Raw genomic sequence first — 18,177 nt, 5'->3', positions numbered from 1 at the left:
CAGCTCTTGTGGAAGCCCTCGAGCTCGTGCTCGGAAAGGTCGAGCGTGTAGACCTCCTCGACGCCCTCGGCGCCGATCACGCACGGCAGGGAGGTGAAGATGCCCTCCTCGCCATACTGGCCGGTCATAAGCGTAGAGGCCGAAAGCACGGCGTGCTCGTTGTGCAGCACGGCGGCACAGACGCGCGCGGCGGAGTTGGCGACGGCGTACTCGGTGCACTGCTTGCCCTGGTAGGTTACGTAGCCGCCCTTGCGTGCGAGCTCCTCGACCTCCATGTGGTCGAAGGCGTACTTGTCGGGATTCTCGGCCTGAAGCTCGTTAAGGCTCTTGCCGGCGATGGTCGCGGCCTTAAAGGCGGCAAGCTGGCTAAAGCCGTGCTCGCCGATCATGTAGGCGTCGATGGACTTGGGGCTCACGCCGACCTTCTTGGAGATCTCGGTGCGCAGGCGGGCCGAATCTAGGCCGCAGCCCGAGCCGATGATCTTCTTGGGATCGTAGCCGGTCAGGTGCCACAGCTCGGTGCACACGACGTCGCAGGGGTTGGAGATGCTCACGAAGATGCCGTCGAAGCCGGCGTCGACAATGCGCTTGGCAAAGGTGCGCGCGGCGTCGGTGGTAAAGAACAGCTCGCCGTCGCGGTTACCGGCGGCCAGCGCGACCTTGCCGGCGGCGTTGACGATGACGTCGCAGCAGGCCAGCTCCTCGTAGTGGTCGTAGCAGTTGACGATCTTGGTGTTGTACGGGACAAACGAAAGGGAGTCGCGCAGGTCCTGGACCTCGGACGTCACCTTGGCCTCGTTGATATCGCACAGGTACAGCTCATCGGCAATGCCCTGCATGAGCAGGCTGTTGGCGACATGTGCTCCTACGTGGCCCTGGCCGACCACACCGATCTTACGCGTCTGGTACATATATGTATCCTTTCGGCCGAGTTTTTCGCGTCGAACCATTGTAGCCTCCTGCTATCACTTTGCCAGACTAAAGCGCTATAGATTTTTGGGACATGCCGTAATCTCTACTTTTGGAGTGATTTGGGCCTCTGGCGGTGTCTCGGAGCGATGTACTCGCGCGGATGGGGCCGCTCGTTGTACCATAACTGCAACTGACTCGTAAGGAGCATCCATGCCCATTCGCATTCCCGACGCCCTCCCTGCCGCCGCGCAGCTCGAGAGCGAGAACATCTTTGTCATGACCGAGTACCGCGCGCTGCACCAGGACATCCGTCCGCTGCGCGTGCTCATCCTCAACCTCATGCCCACCAAGATCGCCACCGAGACGCAGATCATGCGCAAGCTCTCCAACACGCCGCTGCAGGTGGAGGTGGACCTGCTGCGCACCAAAACGCACGAGGCCACCCACGTGAGCGCCGGCCACCTGGAGACGTTTTACCGCACGTTCGACGACATCCGCGACATCCACTACGACGGCCTGATCATCACGGGCGCGCCGGTGGAGCAGATGCCGTTCGAGGAGGTCGACTACTGGCCCGAGCTCTGCCAGATCATGGATTGGTCCACCACGCACGTGCACTCTACGCTGCACATTTGTTGGGGCGCGCAGGCCGGTCTGTACCATCATTACGGCATTCAGAAGTATGACCTGCCGGCAAAGGCGAGCGGCGTGTTCGAGCATTATCTGGTCAAGCCGCAAAGCCCGCTGGTCCGCGGCTTTGACGACCGTTTCTATGCCGTGCATTCGCGCAACACCGATGTGCGCCGCGAGGACGTGGAGGCCGAGCCGCAGCTTGAGGTCGTGGCCGTGTCCGACGAGGTGGGCCTGTATATTGTCAAGTCGACCGACAGCCGCCGCTTCTTTGTCTTTGGCCACCCCGAGTACGATACCGACACGTTGCGCCTGGAGTACGAGCGCGACGTGAAGCGCGGTCTCAACCCCCAGGTGCCGGCGCATTACTTCCCGAACGACGACCCCACCGCCGAGCCGCGCAACGTCTGGCGCAGCCAGGCTCAGCTGCTCTACACCAACTGGCTCAACTACTACGTCTACCAGACCACGCCCTACGACCTGGCTCGCGCCGGCGAGGAGCACTAGGCCGCTGTCGTGGCTGTGGCTGCGGCGGTTATCGTGGCCGCTACGCGACGAGCGTGGATAATCGGACGCATGTTGAATGAGCGTGGATAATCTCCCACTTTTGGTCGAGGAACAGGCCCAAAGTGGGAGATTTTCCACGCTCGATTTTTCTGCGGCTGTCGTAGGCGGCAGCACCACGCATCGAGTGTTTACGGACAGCATCGCAAACTAGGTAGTTTCGAGCCACAGCATATTATCTTTTAAGGAAATCGACGGCTTTTGAGGTTCAAAATGTGGAGACAGGGACCTCTCGACAACCGTTCTACCTGCAGATATAAGCCATTAACCTAAAGCGTTCAAAACCGTCAAGCATTTGGTCAGCTTTTGGTTGGCATTTGGTCAGACTTCGCATGAAACCGCCTGGTACGTTGGCGCCGTTCCAAGAGTTGGGAGGCGACGTGGCAAACATGACGGCGAATCAAAGACTTGCAGGTCACATTAAGGCATGCGAACAGCAGATGAGCTGCGTGTACGCGCGAACTGCGGCGGAGGCAAAGCAGATTGAGCGACGGGTGGCGGCGGGAAGTCTCGAGGCGGTCATGCCAGGGCTGTATGCGCGTCCGGAATATTGGTCCGAACTCAAGTTTCGACAGCGTTATCTGCATCGGGTGCGGGCCCTTGCGCAAAAGCATCCCGACTGGACGTTTTGCTCCTATACGGCGGCTGTTATCTATGGCCTTTCGGTTTCGCATGCCAATTTGACGCACATCCATATCGCCGTGGCACCGGCACAATCAACGACGCCGGACTCTCAGGTCGTTCGCCATCGTTATGTTCGTCAAACACGGGCCACCCAGATGGACATTGCCGTGACCGATATCGATCAAACGATTACGGATTGCCTGGTCGATGCATCGTTTGTCGAGGGACTGATCATTGCGGACTCGGCGCTTCATGAGCAGCTGTTGTCGAAGGAGCATCTCGTTGAGGCAGTCAACAAGCTTGGCTTAAATCGTCGCGGTGTTGTGACGGCGCGCAGGGTTGCACGGTATGCCGATGGCCTGTCGGAAAGCGGTGGCGAGTCTAAGGCGCGCGCCCTGATGATCGAGCGCGGCTGGCAGACGCCGGAGCTGCAAATTGAGCTGTTCGACCCGGTTGAGCCGGGACGGCCGTATCGCGTCGACTACTTGTGGCGCGTGGAAGATCGGCTGATCATCGGGGAATTTGACGGATTCGTTAAAAGCGAGAAGGCAGCGGAGGAGGGCAAGCTCGCAAAGGCGCAGTTTGATGAGCGCCAGCGCGAGTCGAGGCTTTCGCTGCTTGATAACTGCAGGATCGTGCGCTTGTGCTGGGATGATCTGAGGGATCCGGCAAAGCTCGATCGCAAGCTCAAAGTTGCCGGCGTGCCGCGTGCATGTTGAGGCGGTTGCGGGGCGTTAAGCTGCACGAGCGCGGATAATCGGACACACGAGCGCGGAAATCTGGACGCGCGTTGATTGAGCGTGGATTTTCAGACATACGAGCGTGGATTATCGGACGTTTGAATAATGAGCGTGGATAATCTCCCGTTTTTTGCCCCCGAACAGTCCCAAAGTGGGAGTTTTTCCACGCTTATCTTGCGGGTGCGATACAACGACATTTAGGCGCTGACGATGTTGGGCAGCGGCAGGTCGTGGACGTCGGTGGGGACGTGGTCGATGCGCTGTTCGTCAAAGGCGATGCCGACGATTTGACATGCGGGCGAGAGCATGGACAGGTAACGGTCGTAGCAGCCGCCGCCGTAGCCCAGGCGCGCGCCGGTTTGGTCGAAGGCCACGAGCGGCACAACAATCATGTCGAGTGCTTCGGCAGGCACGATGGGGAAGCGGTTGCTGCCGATGTCCGCGGCAGCGAAGGCTCGCGTGGGATGAGTGATAAACGGAGCCGCGGACGCATCGTCGGCGGCAACTGCCCGCATGCACATACGCTGGCCACAAGCTGCGGCTTCGGCTGCCGAGAGCATGCACGGATAGGCTGCGCGCCAGCCGCGCGCGGCGGCCGCAGCGGCAAACGCGGCAGGGTCTGCCTCGGAACCCATCGCGGCATAGACGGCAACGGTGCGCGGCGCCGCGGCATCCAAGCGGCCCAGCAGCTCAACCAGCCGTGCACAGATATCAGCAGACTTCGCTGCCCGCAAGTCCAAATCAAGAGCATCGCGCCGAGCAATCACCGCCCGCCGCAACTCAGCCTTATCCATTCCAGCCCCCTCTCCCAAACCTACCAAAAAGGGACAGGTTTATTTTGGCAGGTTTTATCTGGGCAAATGTCGAAACCACCACAAAGGTGCACTGTCCCCTTTGTGGTGGTTTTGCTTGCTGTGGCTAGCCCAGCAGGTCGACTACGTTGAAGTTGGCGTTGCTCTTGGCGATGACGTCGCGGCCGCCAAAGACGCAGGTGGGCGACTCGGCTGCGATGCGCGTTACGTCGGCGCCGAGCGAGCGCAGCTCAGCGGGTGTGGTCGCGAGCATTTGGGCGCGACGCTCCTCGCGTGCATGCGGGTCGAGCCCGGCAAGGTAGGTCGTATTGCGGCGCTTGGTGAGCGCGTAGGGCTTCACCGGCGCGTCCATGCCACTCACGCAGCTCACGATAAAGCCCTCAAAGGCGGCCTCGTCGGGCTCAAAGCTGCCGAGCCATTCGCCTGCGCGCGCCACGCGCTCAATCGAGGGATCGATTGCCGGGTCGCGGTAGGTGTAGAACGCCGTCTGACGCTCGCCTGCCGCGCGGAATCCGCAGCCGTACGCGCCGCCCTTCACGCGGATCGCGTTCCACAGGTAGTCGTAGGAGAGCGCGTTGGCAGCCACGGCCCAAGCGCCCGTCACGTTAAGCCCCAAGCGACGCGGGTCGCACGCGCTTGCCGCAAAGCAGATGTCGCTGGGAATGACGAAGGCCTCGTGGCGGTCGCGCGGCGTCGGCACCACGAGCGCGTCGCGGCCGGCATCGGCGCCGTCGCCAGCGTCCAGCCCCAGGTCGCCCGCGGCATTCCAGTATGCGTTAAAGTCCTCATCGCTGCCGGTAAAGCTCGCCAGGCAGCCGTCGGCCACAAAGATGCGGCCTGCCAGCTCGGCAAGCTTGGCGCGTAGGTCATCCAGGCGCTCGTCAAAGTGGTCGAGCAGATCGCGCAGGAACAGGTAGAAGTCCACGCCCGAAAGCTGCTCGCGCACCACGGCCGAAGGCGAGCTGTAGCTCATAGCGCGACCGAGCGCCGCCGAGTGTCCGTTGTTGATAAAGCCCTGCTCAAGCCCAATGCGAATCTGCGTGAGCACGTCGCGCACGCGGTCGGCGTCGGCATCGAGCAAAAGCGTGCTCGACCACACCTCGCGCGGCAGGCTTGCCAGCGCATCGATCTTCTCGGACAGGGCGCCGGCGCTCACCAGCAGGTAGGGGCGCACACCGTCCACGTCGGGCTGGGTCATGACCTCGGTCGTAAAGCTCAAAAAGCCCAGCTTGCCGGCGAGCAGGTTGTCGAGTTCCTCGGCCGAATGCTCGCGCGTGGGCAGCTGCTTGAGCAGGCGGCAGAGCAGCGTCACATAGGGCAGGTCCTCAAACGCGACACAACTCAGGTCGAAGTACTGCATGGCGTAGGCCAGGCGGTTGGTGGGGATGCCGTGGCGCAGGCAGGGGATGGGCGCGGTCGTGTCCACGACGAGCGGCGGCTCGGGGCGCGCCTCGCCAATGTCGGACACGCGCAGGCGCGGCAGCGTGGCCTTGGCCTCGGGCGTGTCCTCGGCCTCCTGCGCGGCACGCAGCACGGCCGTGCGCTCGACCACATCGGCCAGCTCGGCATCGGTCATGGCGTCGCGCTTGGCTGCCAGCTCGATGGCCTCGGCACCCTCCGAACCCTCGGCGGCGTCCACCGGCACCAGCTCGACGAGCGCCATGTGATCGTTCTGCAGCACCAGCTCGCGCAGCAGGTCCTCAAAATAGCTGCCGTCCAGCTCGCCTCGCAGCTCCTCGTACACCGGGCCGTACTTGAGTGCCAGCGTCGCGGCGTCGTCATCGTAGAGCCAGGTGCTCAGCGCGTCGCACGCAATGGCCACGCCGTCGGCGATGCCGTAGTCGCGCTGGCGCAGATCGTATTCGTTGCTGCTGATGATGGCTTCCAGGCGCTCGCGCGGAACGCCGTGCTCGCACAGGTCGCGGCAGGCGTCCTGGAACACGCGGCGCAGCTCGCGCGCCACGCCGGGCTGCGCGTTTTGCAACATGATGAGCTCGTAGGGCTGCAGGCTCTCGGCCGCGGTGTAGCTCACCACGTTGCCGCCCAGGCCGGCGGCCAGAATGGTCTTCTTGACCGGCGCCTCGTTGGAGCCCAGCAGCGCCTCGAACAGGATATCCGCCGCGATCGTGCGTTTGCGGTCGAGCGCGCTGCCCAGCACCAGGCCCAGGCCCACCAGGGCGTTCTCGGGTGTGGTGGCCATCTCGACGCGCTTGTACTCGCAGGTCACGGGCGCCTGCACGTCCAGCGGATTGGGCGCCAGCGTGGACGGGTCCTCGCCGGCGGCGACGGCGGCGTCCATGCGGCGGCTCGCGGCACTCGGCTGCGACAGATAGCGCTCGTCCAAAAAGGCCAGCGCGCGGTCCACGTCCAGGTCACCGTAGAGCGTGATGTAGGAGTTGGAAGGATTGTAGTGACGCGCGTGCGTGTCCAGGAACTGCTCGTAGGTGAGCGCGGGAATCGCGCGCGGGTCGCCGCCGCTTTCGTGCGCATAGGCGGTATCGGGATAGAGCGCGGCGTTGACGGCGTCGTCCAGCACGCTCATGGGGTCGGACAGCGCACCCTTCATCTCGTTGAACACCACGCCGTTATAGCGCAGCGTGCCCTCGCGCAGGCTCGCGGAGCTGTCGCTGCCCTCGATCTCGACGCTCTCCGGCAGGTCCAGCTCGTAGTGCCAGCCCTCCTGCTCAAAAATGGTGGGCTTGGTATAGATGGCCGGGTTGAACACCGCGTCCAGATACACGTCCATCAGGTTGTACAGATCCTGCTCGTTGGTGGTGGCGACAGGGTAGATGGTTTTGTCGGGGTAGGTCATGGCGTTGAGAAACGTCTGCATGGAGCTCTTGATCAGGTCGACAAACGGCTCCTTGACGGGAAACTTGGCCGACCCGCACAGCACCGAGTGCTCAAGAATATGGAACACGCCGGTGGAATCGGCCGGCGGCGTCTTAAAGCCAATGGCAAAGGCCTTGTTCTCGTCATCGCACGCCAGGTACAGCAGGCGAGCGCCCGAGGCGGTGTGGCGCAGCACGTAGGCGTCCGAGTCGAGCTCGGGCACGGTCTCGCAGCGCTCGACGGCAAAACCGTGGCAGGTGGTACCGGGTACCAGCAGCGCGGCAGCAGCGGCGCGCGGGTCGGTTGAGGTGGCGGACATATGCAGTCTCCTTTGACGCCCCAGCGGGGGCGAATCGAGTCGAATCCTCGAGAGTATACCCATATGGGGCCGCGACTCTGCGGCGAACTGACGACGATGCAGCCGGATTGGGCATAGGCCCCGCGTGACCGCCGCACGAGCGTGGAAATCTGGACACTCGCCAAACGAGCGTGGACTTTCGGGCGAAATCGGCCGCCAAAAGCCCCAAAAACCGTCCAAATATCCACTCTCGATATCCGACCCTCCGAAAATCCTCGCTCGTCCATCACTCGCGTATCTCTCGTCTCTCATTTGTCTCTAATATGAGAGATGACAGGAAGATGAGAGAAAAATATGAGAGATAACTGAGCAGCAAAGAGACAGGCAATCATGGTATTGTCTCAATACCGATTGTTCTACCAGCAAAAATATGTATAAATGAAGCAAATGGTAGACATTCCATCTCTATCTATCTCTTATCTCTAAGCCGAGAGATAAGAGATAGATGAGAGATAATTACGAGAGATAACTGAGAGACGAGGGAAATCTATCCGTGGCATTCTCCGCAGGACCGAGCGAAAGGACGTGCAGATGAACGAAAACGAGCTGATCGGTCTGCTTGAGTCTTTAAGGCGTATGGGCTCGGATGATCTTAACGTCGAAGTGAAGGAGAGCGCCACGACGCTTTCCCGCGACGTGTGGGAAACGGTGAGCGCATTCGCGAACACTGCCGGCGGAATCATCGTGCTCGGAGTGAGTGAGCGCGCAGGTTTTGTCCCGGTTGAGAACTTCGAGACCGAGAAAGTGCTCAACCAATTTGTGTCAGGCATGGGTGATGCGGGCGGTCGAGGAAAGCTGGCCAATCCGCCTAAATACACGATCGAGCGAGTGGAGCTTCAGGGCGTCATCGTTCTCGTCATTACGATTGAGGAGCTCGATCCGTCGAGCAAGCCCTGCTATGTCATAGAGCGGGGGCCCAGGGCGGCAGCTACAAGCGCATCGATGACAAAGATGTGCCGCTTTCATCGACCGAGGTGCTCGCATTGGCGTCATGCGGTCGAGCGACTCCGAGCGATCGCGACGCGGTAGCGGGTGCGGGCGCGGACGATCTCGACGAGACGCTGGTCGACCGTACGATAGATCGGGCTTTCTCGTTGACGCCCCGGGCAATGCGCGGCGCGCCGGACAAACAAACGAAGCTGGAGCGCCTAAATATCCTTGATTCCCAGGGCAATGTCACCAAGGCTGGACTCCTAGTTGTGGGCACCTACCCTCAGCAGTTCTATCCCAAGCTCTTCATTGACGTGGCTGTCCATGCGGGAACTCAGAAGGGCATGGCGGGGTCGCTGAGATTCATGGACCGCACAATCTGTGAGGGAACGTTGGGCGAGATGATCTCGGATGCCGTCGCAGCCGTCGCCAAGAATTTGCGGCGAACCTCGACCGTCCAAGGCGTCTCGCGTGTCGACTCGCTTGAGATTCCCGAGGAGGTTCTGCGCGAGGCAATCGCCAACGCCGTAATCCATCGAGAATACGGGGATCGGTTCTGTGGACAATCGATTGCCGTCGACGTCTTTGACGATCGTGTCGAGGTGACGAATCCTGGCGGCCTTTACGGGGGAAAGACTCGCGAGAACTTGTTTGACGGCAGCTCCCGATGCCGTAACGCGACGCTTGTGAAGCTCATGTCGATTGTCCCGCTGCCGGATGGCGCAGGTTCGCCGGCTGAGGGCAATGGCTCGGGCATCCCGATGATGATCGATGCCATGCGCGCGCATGGTCTGGCCGAGCCCCTGTTCTGCCCGGGATTCGATCGGTTCAAGGTCGTACTTTACCGTTCAAAGATCGAGCCGGTCGATCATGGCGGGGGCTTAATTGTGACGGCACTCAAACACTACGGCGAGCTGGGGACGCGCGAGCTGGTAGAGCACACAGGGCTCACAATTTCCCAGGTTAGGTCGCGCGTCAACGCGCTCATTGCTCAAGGCGAGCTTGAGCCCACGGCGCCGGCGACGAGCCGCAACCGCAAGTATCGACTGTCGGAGCGCGTGGGATAGATGCGTTAGTGGACGAGGCGACCCAATAATCGACCCTCGATTGGCGTCCATTAAGGTAAAGCGGTTGTTGCCCAGTCGACGGTGATGCTAAAGGCTCGGCTTACGCCGGCATGGCCCCGAACCCGTCTATCAAGAACAGCCTAAGAACCAGCTTGATGACATTTCCCGGTTTGACTTCAGCCGTGCCAAAAACGCTGCGCTCGGCGAGCTCGCTGCAGTATGCGTAGATATCGCGGATGAGTTCCGCGCCCGAAAGCGTAAACATGTAGCCTGCGTCCGAAAGCGCATTGGGCGCGGCGGGCAACTTGGCCATGTGGCAGAACGTTTGCAGGTCGGGCGCCATAGCGTCCTGGTAGCCAAGATGGCTGCCGTCTTCTTGTGCGACGAGTTCCAGCTGGCGTACTCGATTCAGCGCCGCTGCCAGCACAAAGCTCGGTGTGGGAGCATTGACGTCCTCCGTGCTCGCCACGAGTCTGCCTGCTGCCTGCGTGACAAGCCAAGCGACCTCGCGCTGGCAACGCACGGCCTTGCGTGTAACCGGCTTGATGGACGAAGAAGAAACGCTCCCCTTAGGCGGATTCGAAGCAGCCATAAGACCCTCCCATGAACAATCCGGCCCAACAAGCCCGGATGAAACACGTGCTACATCAGTATACAGGGAAGTGGGGTAGCGGGGTACAAGCGCGCCAGCGGCAAACCGAGAGCATCAACGATGTGCCGATCGCGGAATGAGATCTCGTAATAATTGACTCTCGACCATATTATTGAGGGGTATGACTCGCATTCGTATGGTTGTAGGTGCTGGCGATGAACGACATTGACCTTGCTGTTCCGTTGATGGATGGACCAAGCTATGACCGTGCCTGCAGTCTCGTGCCTTCCGAATACGTTGAGGCATGGGAGTGGTTTCTGGGTGAGGAGCAGCGCGGCGGCGTTTGGACCAGCCTTCCGCACCACACCAAGGAAGATAGCCCTCAGTATCAGTATCGTTTGAGAATTGGCTCGGACTTCTTTCCCGTAACGCGGGATTCAGGGATCTTCTGGCCGGGCCAGGATCGGGTGAAGCAAGACCCCAATAAGATCTTTGCGCTCTCGGTCCATAACTCTAAAAAGAGCTTCTACACCGATGTGCCTCCGCTCTATTTGGACGATGGTACGTGGGTCATTAAGTACTCGGTTCAAGCGCCGGGTACCGTTGGTTTTCGAGACCAGAATTACAACCGTAAAATGCTCAACTGCATGGAATGTGGCGTCCCAGTCGGAGTCATATTTGCAACCGAGGTGGGCTATAAGGTGCTCGGCCTTGCGTTTGTTGAGCGGTTCGAGCCCGAAAACGGATGGTTTGTTCTGCACGGTCCTGTTCATAAAGGCGGACCGGACCCTCGTTTTGCGCCCGACATGAGTTATCTGAAGCACATACCCGTCGATATTGAGTTTGCCGGACAGGGTGTGACCGACGACGAAAAGGTCCGCTATGCGTTAAGGCGCGAGCGATTGGGGCAGCAATGGTTCCGCAAGCAGCTCGTTGCCGCCTATGATGGCCGTTGCGCGGTGTCGGACTGCGGCGTCAGCGAAGCTCTGGAGGCTGCACATATCGAGAATTACTCGGGACCCAAATCGCAGGTTGCCAGCAACGGCATTCTGCTTCGGCGCGATCTTCATTCCCTATTTGATGCTCACCTGATTTCGTTTGAGCCTGTTTGCGGCGAATATCGGCTGTGCGGATCGTACCTGCTGGATAAGACCGACTACGCTTCCTTTGCGGGTGCGACGCTAAGGCAGCCGAATGAGCGTCAGTGGCGACCCGATACGGTGTTTCTTGAGGCCCATCGCATTGAGTTCGATCGCTCGGAAAAGAAGCGTGAAAAGGCGGGGCTTCTGCCGTATTAGCGTATTTGGCTTTGGCATTCTTTGACGATCGTGTTGTTTGATCGGATCGCGTGGCGATGCAATCTCGCGCCCGCCCGCCGGTGCATGCTCTTCCTGATTTGTATAGCGAGAAGGGGCATGTATGAGCTGGCGAGGCGATATTGCGATGGGGAAGTACGGAAAACTGCCGCGTGCCCTTATCGACAACAATATGTTTCCGGGCGTAGAAGTTGATTGCGGGTCGTTTGTCGTCGCCTGCCCTTGCTGCGGCTCGCAAATACCGTGTCTCGACATTCGGTTCATCGATGCACGTGACAGGTTCAGCGACGAAGTGAGGAAACGTACGGGCGTTCATATGCCGGTGTATCCGGAGAAATGCCCTGTTTGTGGCCTCGATATCGTGTACGACGCCGGCGACGAGGGATAGGTGATGCGGAGGAGTTGGCTGTGAGTGTCTTTTGCCTCTACAAATAAATCCCCTCACCGAGTTGCTTGTGGAACTCGGCGTGATGGTCGCGTGCCCAGGTAAAGAGCGCCTGGTCAAAGTCGGTGCGCGTGGCCGGGACGCCAAAGACGCCGGCAACTTCGACGCGCACAAACTCCAGTGCCGGCAGCTTGTTGATGGCAGTGAGGGCAAACGGGGACGAGGGCTCTTCGAACAGATAGCGGCTGCCTTGCAACGCGTCACAACTGGTGCACGTGTTGCCGAGCGACGGGGCTTTGGAGGCTCGCGCGCCTACGGGCTTGTAGCCGCAGCGCTTATGAAGGTAGTCGCGGATCTCGCCCGGCACGCAGCCAAGAGCGGGCACGATGGCGAGTGCGTTGGCGTTGGCCGTGTCGATGGCAATGTGCCCGGCTTCGTTGGGCGCGTGCGCGATGGCGATGCTCTCGTCGTTATCGGCTCGATAGGGAATGCCGAAGGCCGCGACCGAGGTCTCTTTGTGACACTTCCAGCACTCGCGCTTGCCCAGTACAAGATATATATACGGCGCTGAGGGGTCGGATCGGTCAACACCGGGCAGCCACTCGGCAAAGGGCTCGGGGTTGACGCCGCTGGGTACATACCAGATCTTCTTGGTCCGGTCCCATTTGGCGCCCAACGCCTTGGCTTCTTCTTTGTGCGAAAAGGGGACATCGAGCTCGGTGCGCATGGCGGCTCCTTGGTGCTGCAGGTGCGAGTGGCTCAAGGATACCGCAGGGCGCAGACATCGCGGCGTTTTGTTGAGAAGTTGCGGCGCGGACTGCTTGGTTACGCCGTTAGATAAATTGGCAAGTAGATGGTCGGCTTTTGACCAGTTGGGCGGTTGGAGCAGCTTGCGGCGCAGTTTTGTGCCTGGCTATTGCTGATGTTGGGGTATTGAATATATTTGGCTGCCATTCGTCAGGTGAATTGTTGTTACGTTGCGATGACGGTTGGAACTGCCAGCGGATTTAGCGACAAAAAACAAAACAGCCCAGAGGACATAGCCTCTGAGCTGCGAACATTTGGTGGGCGTTAGAAGATTTGAACTTCTGACCTCTTCCGTGTCAGGGAAGCGCTCTCCCCCTGAGCTAAACGCCCGATCAAGGGTGCGCAAGCGCGCAAGGGATAATATAACGGAGCCTGAACTCGGTGGCAAGAACATTTTTAAAAATCGCTTACATTGTGGAATTCGGGGGCTTTGTCATATCCATTTCAAAAGAGCCTGCTGCCGCGATTTGACTGTCGCATAATGCAAGGCCATTGCGGTATCGAGCTATGGAAAGACGTCTGCGGAATTGTCCTACCGATAAGCGGACAAGCCTCCAGCTGGTGCCTTCGCCGTGGTAAGGTAAGCCGAATTGTTTCCAGGCTGCTTCGAGGGAATGGAATGAGCAAAGAGCGTGTCGAGCAGGTCGAAGGCGCAGGGGCTTCGGTGCCGATGACCGATATATCGAACATTGATGTGCCCGAGGGCACCGATGAGCTCAGCCGTAGCACCCGCCGCGCTTGGCGCGAGCGCCTGAACAGCGCTTCGACGCGCAAGATGATCACGGGCGTCTTGGCTACGCTGGTGGGCGGTTCGTTTTGGGGCTTCTCGGGCACCAGCGCGAGCTTTCTGTTCGATACCTACCACGTCGACACCTTGTGGCTTATGAGCGTGCGTCAGATTCTCGCCGGTCTACTCTTTATGGCCGTGGTTGTTACGCGCGACCGCGAGCGCCTGATTAAGCTCTGGACCACACCCGCCGATCGCAAGCAGCTGCTGCTCTTTACCGCCTTTGGTCTGCTGTTCAACCAGTTTTGTTATCTTTCGGCCGTGCGCCTGACCAATGCCGGAACCGCGACGGTGCTCCAATGCCTGCAACTGGTCATCATTATGGGCTACACCTGCGTGATCGACCATCGCATGCCTCGCGTGCGTGAGGCCGTTGGCATTGGGTTGGCCCTGGGCGGCACCTTTTTAATCGCTACCGGCGGCGACCCTACCAGTCTGAGCATATCGCCGCTTGGCCTGGTCGCAGGCCTTATGTGTGCGGTCAGCGCCACGTGTATGGCGGTGATTCCCGCCAAGATCCTGCCCGAATACGGCAGCCCCATCGTCACGGGCTCGGCAATGCTCACGGCGGGCGTGGTCTCGTGCGTCTTCGTGCAGCCTTGGGCGCATATGCCGGCACTCGACGCTGCCGGCGTCGAGGCGCTCGCGGTATTCGTGGTTATCGGCTCGTTTTTTGCTTACATGCTCTATATGCAGGGCGTTAAGGACATCGGCTCGGTGCGTGCGAGCCTCATCGGAACTGTGGAGCCGGTTTCGGCGACCATCACCAGCGCCGTTATGCTGGGCACGGTGTTTTTGCCGACCGACCTTATCGGCTTTGCCATGATCATCGTGATGATGTTCCTCACGGTGTAGCTGGCGCCGCCGCCAAGACAGAAAAGGTGTTGTGCCGCATTTTCGCCAATTGACGTCCGTGTCTGGAGTTTAGCTGTCGATGCTCAAAATGCCATAAACTAGTAATGTTATGGATTTTTTCATTGCGACTCAATTGCGAGGATTTCTTTATGGCTGGTAATCACTTTAAGGGCAGCGATAACGGCCGTCCTGCAGTTCCGCCGCGTCCGAACGGGGCTGGTAAGGCCGGCACGCCGGGCGGCGCTGGACAGGGCGGTTCCAGTAAGCGCGTGTCCCCGGGCGAGACGGCGATGTTTACCGCTCTGTACGAGCAGTCTCAAAAGGCAAAAAAGACCGGCCGTGCAAGAGGGAATGTCTTTGCGGGCGGTGCAACCTCCGCGTCGCAGCCGAGCGGGGCTCCTTCGGTACCTGCGAACAACGCAGGTGCTGCCAACGCCGCAAATGCCGCCGGCAACGTTAATGCCGGCAAGGCCGCCAACAATACTCCCTCTGCCGGTGGCGCGGGGCTTACGGGTAACCTTGGCACGATTTACACCGGTGCCTCCGAGACTGGCACGTTCGCCCGCCTGGATGATAGCGGTGCCGAGTTTGCGGGCTCGGGTTCCAAGGAAGATTATTACGATTTTGGCTTGAACTACGGTAGCGACGCTTCGTCGAGTTCGACCTCTGACGGTCTGGTCCGTCATCGCCATCGCAAGGGCGAACGCAAAAAGCGTCACACCGGCGCCATTATTGCCGCTGTGGTCGCGGTGCTTCTCGTTGCGCTTGGCGCAAGCGGCTTTATGCTGCTTAACTCGGCAAAGACCGTAAAGAGTGAAGCGAAGGAGGCCGTCGAGATTGTCGGTGGCCTTAAGGACAAGGTCACGTCGGGCGATTTTTCGACGCTGCCTGACGACGCGAAGAAGATTGATGAGCTTTGCGACAGCATGAAGGCGGAGACCTCGAGCCCGCTGTGGACGGCGGCTTCGTTTATCCCGGTGTATGGCAGCGACATCAATGCGGCCCGCACCATGATCGACGCCCTGTCCGATGTCTCGAGCAATGCGCTGGTTCCCATGGCCGATAACCTTTCGCAGGCCACGCCCGGCAAGCTGTTTCAGGACGGCATGATTAACGTGTCCGCGCTGCAGGCGGTCGCCGATTCGCTTTCCAGCAGCTCGAAGGTGTTCAAGAGCGCCAACGAGAAGATCCAGGGCATTGGCGATACTCATATTTCCCAGGTGACCGAGCTGGTCGATAAGGCCAAGGACGGCTTTGCCACCCTCAACGGCGCGGTTGACGCGGCGGAGAAGGTCGCCCCCGTCCTTCCGCAGATGCTCGGCGCCAACGGCCAGACGCGCAACTACCTTGTGTACGCCATGAACAACGTCGAGATTCGTGCCTGCGGCGGCTTTGGCGGTTCGCAGGGCCTGATTTCGGTCACCGACGGCCAGATGTCGATTGGCGAGTTTGTTCCCCGCATTGGACTCAGCGAGGATGAGGCAGTCGAGAGCGTCGACGAAGAGGATGAGGCGCTGTTCGGCAACCACAGTAACCTGTACAACTCGGGCAATACCTATTCGCCTGATTGGCCCCGCAACTCGCAGCGTGTCGCAGCCCTGTGGAAATCTCAATATGGCCAGGACGTTGACGGCGTCGTGGGTATCGACCCGGTGTTCCTGCAGTATCTGCTGGGCCTGGTCGGTAACGTGTCGCTGCCCGACGGAACGGTTGTCGACGGCACCAACGCCGCAAAGGTCCTCATGCACGATGTGTACTGGAACTATCCGGTCGAGGAGTCGGACGGCATCTTTGCATCCGTCGCCAGCGCTGCCTTCGACAAGATCCTTGGCGGTATCGGCGATGTCGATGTTACGAAGCTTGTCAGCGCCGTTGAGCGCGGTGCCGAAGAGGGCCGCCTGATCGCGTGGATGAAAAACGATGACGAGCAGAACGCTATCAAGGAGATGAACATCGACGCCTCGCTGCCCGATCCGGATGACCCGAGTGAAGATCCCGTTGCTGGTGTCTACTTTAACAACCTGAGCTTCTCCAAGCTCGACTGGTACCTGAATGCCGATACGCAGATTGGCCAGGGCATCAAGAACGGTGACGGCACATGCTCGTATCGCATCACCGTTACCCTGACGAACATCATGACGCAGGAGGAGGCCGGCAAGCTGCCCGACTACGTCGCGGCGAGCGCGCCCGATGCCGCGCGCGACGACGAGCGTCTGAATGTCTCGTTGTTTGCCCCGACGGGCGGCAACATTACTGATCTGACCGTCGAGGGCACCCAGTTTGGTCTTGGCGCCGCTACGTGGCATGGAATCCCCTTCTATTCGGGCACCGTTGACCTGCATGCTGGCGAGACGACGACGATCACATATACGCTGACCACGTCAGCCGAGGCGGGGGACAAGCCGCTTACGCTGCGTCAGACTCCTACATGCCAGGCGGCTCGCGACAGCGCGTCGGCGTAGGGTTTTTCTGGTAGCGCAGATAATCGAGTACCATTTTGGGGCGGACAGGCAATCTGTTCGCCCCTATTTTGTAAGGAGAGCGCATGAAGTACTTTGGCACCGACGGCTTTCGCGGTGAGGCTAACGTTGGGCTGACGGTAGAGCACGCTTATAAGATTGGCCGTTTTGTGGGCTGGTATTACGGCGCCAACCGCGAGCGCAAGGCGCGCGTCATCGTGGGTAAGGACACGCGTCGCTCGAGTTATATGTTCGAGGCGGCGCTGGTGAGTGGCCTGGTCGCGAGCGGTGCGGACGCCTATATGCTGCACGTGATCCCCACACCGGGTGTAGCGCATCAGACCGTGGAAGGCTGCTTCGATTGCGGCATCATGATCAGCGCGAGCCACAACCCGTTTTGCGATAACGGCATTAAGCTCGTCAATAGCGACGGTTTTAAGATGGACGAGGACGTACTGGAGCTCATCGAGGACTACGTCGATGGCAAGAGCGAGGTGCCGCTGGCCACGGGCAACCACATCGGTGCCACGGTGGACTACATGCAGGGCCGCAACCGCTACATTGCCTCGCTCATCGCCAGCGCGAACTTTTCGCTGCAGGGCGTCAAGATCGGCATCGACTGCGCCAACGGCTCGGCGTCCTCGGTGGCCAAGCCGGTGTTCGACGCGCTGGGCGCCGACGTGCGCGTGATCAATGCCGCGCCTGATGGTTTTAACATCAACGTCGACTGCGGCTCCACGCATATGGAGCGTCTGCAGCGCCACGTGGTGGAGCAGGGCTTGGACGTGGGCTTTGCCTATGACGGCGATGCTGACCGCTGCCTGGCCGTGGACGAGCGCGGCCGCGTGGTCGATGGCGACCAGATCCTGTACGTGTGCGGCGTGTACCTGAACAAGCACGGTCGCCTTTCGGGCGGTACCGTGGTTCCGACGATTGCCAGCAACTTTGGCCTGATCAAGTCGTTGGAGCTTGCCGGCCTAAGTGCCGTGACCAGCGGTGTGGGCGACCGCCACGTGTATGCCAAGATGCGCGAGGGCGGTTACAGCCTGGGCGGCGAGCAGACGGGCCATACGATCTTTGGCGATATCGAGCGCACGGGCGACGGCATTATGACCTCGCTGCGCGTGATGGAAGTGATCCGCGCCGAGCGCGAGACGCTCTCGCAGCTCACGGTTCCGTGCAAGCTGCTACCGCAGGCGCAGGTGGCCGTGCGCGTGGCGGACAAGGACGCCGCGCTCGAGAACATGGGCGTGCAGAACGCCATCGCCGAGGCCGAGGCTGCGCTGGCAGGCGAGGGCCGCGTGCTCGTACGCAAGAGCGGAACCGAGTCGGTTATCCGCGTGCTGGCCGAGGCGCCCGACCAAGCATCCGCCGATGCCGCCATGAAGCGCATCGCCAACGCACTCGAGGCTCTGTAGTTACGCGGTTTTACCAAACCGCGTAACTGCTCGACGCTGCAAACGCCCCTAAGCGGCAATCTGACGTTCAATTTCAAGGGCGCGACCAG

14 protein-coding genes and 1 tRNA gene are annotated in these 18,177 nt (G+C 60.3%); 9 read left to right on the top strand and 6 right to left on the bottom strand.

Going from position 1 to position 18,177, the window contains the following annotated elements:
• The coding region (locus AQ996_RS02090) for an L-lactate dehydrogenase (protein ID WP_055250588.1) at window positions 1-911 on the bottom strand (911 nt) is incomplete at its 3' end.
• Between the two features lie 211 nt (window positions 912-1,122).
• Here AQ996_RS02090 and metA point away from each other — a divergent pair.
• Window positions 1,123-2,049: a homoserine O-acetyltransferase MetA gene (metA, locus tag AQ996_RS02085; protein WP_055250586.1), complete on the top strand. Its 927-nt coding sequence runs from the start codon at window positions 1,123-1,125 to the stop codon at window positions 2,047-2,049.
• A gap of 437 nt (window positions 2,050-2,486) precedes the next feature.
• Window positions 2,487-3,449, top strand: coding sequence for a hypothetical protein (locus AQ996_RS09740; protein ID WP_147348656.1), 963 nt, complete (start codon window positions 2,487-2,489; stop codon window positions 3,447-3,449).
• Window positions 3,450-3,667: 218 nt separating this feature from the next.
• Here AQ996_RS09740 and AQ996_RS02075 read toward each other — a convergent pair whose 3' ends face one another.
• Window positions 3,668-4,264 (bottom strand): 5-formyltetrahydrofolate cyclo-ligase, encoded by a 597-nt coding sequence (locus tag AQ996_RS02075; RefSeq protein ID WP_055250581.1) that lies wholly within the window; start codon window positions 4,262-4,264, stop codon window positions 3,668-3,670.
• Between the two features lie 124 nt (window positions 4,265-4,388).
• Window positions 4,389-7,433: an insulinase family protein gene (locus tag AQ996_RS02070; RefSeq protein ID WP_055250579.1), complete on the bottom strand. Its 3,045-nt coding sequence runs from the start codon at window positions 7,431-7,433 to the stop codon at window positions 4,389-4,391.
• A gap of 570 nt (window positions 7,434-8,003) precedes the next feature.
• Between AQ996_RS02070 and AQ996_RS10065 the strand changes: the two genes are divergently transcribed.
• On the top strand, window positions 8,004-8,501 hold the full coding sequence (locus AQ996_RS10065) for an AlbA family DNA-binding domain-containing protein (protein WP_253274587.1): 498 nt from the start codon (window positions 8,004-8,006) through the stop codon (window positions 8,499-8,501).
• A gap of 170 nt (window positions 8,502-8,671) precedes the next feature.
• The gene (locus AQ996_RS10060; RefSeq protein WP_253274586.1) at window positions 8,672-9,469 is read left to right on the top strand and encodes an ATP-binding protein; all 798 of its coding nucleotides are present in this window, start codon (window positions 8,672-8,674) and stop codon (window positions 9,467-9,469) included.
• 100 nt (window positions 9,470-9,569) lie between these two features.
• Here AQ996_RS10060 and AQ996_RS02060 read toward each other — a convergent pair whose 3' ends face one another.
• Window positions 9,570-10,061: a hypothetical protein gene (locus AQ996_RS02060; RefSeq protein WP_055250577.1), complete on the bottom strand. Its 492-nt coding sequence runs from the start codon at window positions 10,059-10,061 to the stop codon at window positions 9,570-9,572.
• Window positions 10,062-10,276: 215 nt separating this feature from the next.
• Between AQ996_RS02060 and AQ996_RS02055 the strand changes: the two genes are divergently transcribed.
• The gene (locus AQ996_RS02055) at window positions 10,277-11,359 is read left to right on the top strand and encodes an HNH endonuclease (RefSeq protein ID WP_055250575.1); all 1,083 of its coding nucleotides are present in this window, start codon (window positions 10,277-10,279) and stop codon (window positions 11,357-11,359) included.
• A 121-nt stretch (window positions 11,360-11,480) separates the two neighbouring features.
• Window positions 11,481-11,765 (top strand): hypothetical protein, encoded by a 285-nt coding sequence (locus AQ996_RS02050; RefSeq protein ID WP_055250573.1) that lies wholly within the window; start codon window positions 11,481-11,483, stop codon window positions 11,763-11,765.
• A 37-nt stretch (window positions 11,766-11,802) separates the two neighbouring features.
• On the opposite strand, the gene AQ996_RS02045 is transcribed toward AQ996_RS02050, so the two are convergent.
• The gene (locus tag AQ996_RS02045; RefSeq protein ID WP_055250572.1) at window positions 11,803-12,489 is read right to left on the bottom strand and encodes a DUF5710 domain-containing protein; all 687 of its coding nucleotides are present in this window, start codon (window positions 12,487-12,489) and stop codon (window positions 11,803-11,805) included.
• Between the two features lie 335 nt (window positions 12,490-12,824).
• Window positions 12,825-12,899, bottom strand: a tRNA-Val gene (locus AQ996_RS02040).
• A 289-nt stretch (window positions 12,900-13,188) separates the two neighbouring features.
• Here AQ996_RS02040 and AQ996_RS02035 point away from each other — a divergent pair.
• The 3 genes from AQ996_RS02035 to glmM all read left to right on the top strand — a co-directional run bounded on the left by AQ996_RS02035 (window position 13,189) and on the right by glmM (window position 18,088).
• The gene (locus tag AQ996_RS02035; RefSeq protein ID WP_172674587.1) at window positions 13,189-14,211 is read left to right on the top strand and encodes a DMT family transporter; all 1,023 of its coding nucleotides are present in this window, start codon (window positions 13,189-13,191) and stop codon (window positions 14,209-14,211) included.
• Window positions 14,212-14,360: 149 nt separating this feature from the next.
• Window positions 14,361-16,673: a DUF4012 domain-containing protein gene (locus AQ996_RS02030; RefSeq protein ID WP_055250570.1), complete on the top strand. Its 2,313-nt coding sequence runs from the start codon at window positions 14,361-14,363 to the stop codon at window positions 16,671-16,673.
• Window positions 16,674-16,756: 83 nt separating this feature from the next.
• The gene (gene glmM, locus AQ996_RS02025; RefSeq protein ID WP_055250568.1) at window positions 16,757-18,088 is read left to right on the top strand and encodes a phosphoglucosamine mutase; all 1,332 of its coding nucleotides are present in this window, start codon (window positions 16,757-16,759) and stop codon (window positions 18,086-18,088) included.
• Window positions 18,089-18,177 lie beyond the last annotated feature (89 nt).

It is taken from the genome of Collinsella aerofaciens (assembly GCF_001404695.1).
In the GTDB taxonomy this organism is placed as follows: Bacteria; Actinomycetota; Coriobacteriia; order Coriobacteriales; family Coriobacteriaceae; genus Collinsella; species Collinsella aerofaciens_E.
Note: the sequence above shows the minus strand (reverse complement) of the source record. Positions and strands in the feature narration are given on the sequence as shown.

Excerpts from the sequence above, each read along its gene's own strand:
- metA (WP_055250586.1), top strand. The coding sequence starts at position 1,123 with ATGCCCATTCGCATTCCCGACGCCCTCCCTGCCGCCGCGCAGCTCGAG.
- AQ996_RS02075 (WP_055250581.1), bottom strand. The coding sequence starts at position 4,264 with ATGGATAAGGCTGAGTTGCGGCGGGCGGTGATTGCTCGGCGCGATGCT.
- AQ996_RS02070 (WP_055250579.1), bottom strand. The coding sequence starts at position 7,433 with ATGTCCGCCACCTCAACCGACCCGCGCGCCGCTGCTGCCGCGCTGCTG.
- AQ996_RS10065 (WP_253274587.1), top strand. The coding sequence starts at position 8,004 with ATGAACGAAAACGAGCTGATCGGTCTGCTTGAGTCTTTAAGGCGTATG.
- AQ996_RS02060 (WP_055250577.1), bottom strand. The coding sequence starts at position 10,061 with ATGGCTGCTTCGAATCCGCCTAAGGGGAGCGTTTCTTCTTCGTCCATC.
- AQ996_RS02055 (WP_055250575.1), top strand. The coding sequence starts at position 10,277 with ATGAACGACATTGACCTTGCTGTTCCGTTGATGGATGGACCAAGCTAT.
- AQ996_RS02050 (WP_055250573.1), top strand. The coding sequence starts at position 11,481 with ATGAGCTGGCGAGGCGATATTGCGATGGGGAAGTACGGAAAACTGCCG.
- AQ996_RS02045 (WP_055250572.1), bottom strand. The coding sequence starts at position 12,489 with ATGCGCACCGAGCTCGATGTCCCCTTTTCGCACAAAGAAGAAGCCAAG.
- AQ996_RS02035 (WP_172674587.1), top strand. The coding sequence starts at position 13,189 with ATGAGCAAAGAGCGTGTCGAGCAGGTCGAAGGCGCAGGGGCTTCGGTG.
- AQ996_RS02030 (WP_055250570.1), top strand. The coding sequence starts at position 14,361 with ATGGCTGGTAATCACTTTAAGGGCAGCGATAACGGCCGTCCTGCAGTT.
- glmM (WP_055250568.1), top strand. The coding sequence starts at position 16,757 with ATGAAGTACTTTGGCACCGACGGCTTTCGCGGTGAGGCTAACGTTGGG.